1 protein-coding gene is annotated in these 1,545 nt (G+C 43.6%); it reads right to left on the reverse strand.

Features of this window, described 5'->3' with window-relative positions; genetic code table 11:
* Positions 1-45: 45 nt before the first annotated feature.
* Positions 46-1,425 (reverse strand): RNA-guided endonuclease TnpB family protein, encoded by a 1,380-nt coding sequence (locus tag HUS62_RS22210; protein WP_175081184.1) that lies wholly within the window; start codon positions 1,423-1,425, stop codon positions 46-48.
* Positions 1,426-1,545 lie beyond the last annotated feature (120 nt).

Genomic DNA, 1,545 nt, shown 5'->3' on the forward strand with positions numbered 1-1,545 from the left:
GTGAACTACTCGGAGCTAAAGCTCGCGAGCTTCCAAGATAGCAGCCTAAGCCGCTAACTTTTCTTTTTTGACGCTTCGTTGGACACTGCTAGTCGAGTTTTTGGCTCGACTAGTCTTACGATTGCCTCCACGTCCACTATCTGACTTAGTTCTGAGAACTCCATCGTCAGAGAACACCGTTCCAGTGTATAAAATTAGATTAATTGCCCGTTTCTTTATGACCAATGATGCATTGTTGTCTGCATTGTCAGTATTGCCACAGTTACCGCACACAAATAACTCTTGTGATTTACGGTTGTCGGGGTGAGTGTGACCGCATTTAGCGCACTCCTGACTGGTATGGGCTGGGTTTATTTTAAATACCGCTTTGCCTGCTTGGTAGGCCTTGTATTTGGTGTAAGTCTCTATGATGCGCCAGCCAACATTAAGGATTGATTTATTTAGTCCTGCCTTTTGCTTGGCTTTGTTTGACACATACCGACCTTGTTCATCCTGCTTCGCCTTTGGCTTGCGCGTCATGCTTGAGGTTTGCAGTGCCTCGAACACAATCACTTTAGCTTTACTATTAACAAGTGAACGACTGGTTTTATGAGCAAAATCATTACGGATATTAGCTTTCTTAGCGTGATGTTTGCCAATGCGATGTTTGGTTTTGTTTCTTCGGCTAGAGCCTTTTGTCTGACGTGCTAGTTTACGCTGCAAACGCTTAATGTAACGGTCAGATTTGCTCATGTTCTTTTTCTGATTGTCAGAAAAGTCGAACGTTATAGAGCCTGCGTGAACAGGTATGGCAACACCACGATCTACACCAATAGTATGTTCTTCCAGATACTCTTTTGTCGAACCTTGAAGAAAAGACAGGTGTTCATCATTGTCTAACAAACCTAATTCACTTTGGCCGTTTTCGTAGCAGAAAGATACATAATATTGACCTCGTTCTTTTCGCACATATAGCGAGTTTGGGAACTTGAACTTGCTATGCGCCTTAAACGACAAGTAGCCAATATTATTAGTCTTCGTACCGATGAACAGGCGGAGATTGCCATCATCGCAACGGTCAAAACGGAACACTTCACGGGTTAGGTAGATACTTCCTCGGTCAGTTTTAGGTTTGCGCTTAGGTCGCCCACACACACCTTTCATGAACTTTTGGTAAGTCTGATACCAGTTAACTGCGCTGTTTCGTATTATCTGACTAGGGCATTGATACAGCCAAGGCGAAAGCTCTTTTGATTTGAACTGAGAAGTTTTCTGGTCAATTGGGGCATAAGTGCCCGTTGGGTAGTATTTACGTGCAAATGTGCGGTAATACTTTTCTTCATCGACTTTGGCATTCCAAATGCTACGCGCACAACCCATCCACTGGCTAAGTACCATTTTTTGTTGCGATGTCGGGTTAGCACGAAATCGAATACCGGTTAACAAACCGCCCTCTATTTAACTGTATGTATATACAGCACATGATAATCCCTACTCCATTAAAGTCAAGACCGTTCGCCTTAACTCGCAGCTAAAGCAGGCGAGAATGCGGCGAACTTTGTTCAA

The sequence above is a fragment of the Pseudoalteromonas sp. 0303 genome, assembly GCF_013349995.1.
Taxonomy (GTDB): Bacteria; Pseudomonadota; Gammaproteobacteria; order Enterobacterales; family Alteromonadaceae; genus Pseudoalteromonas.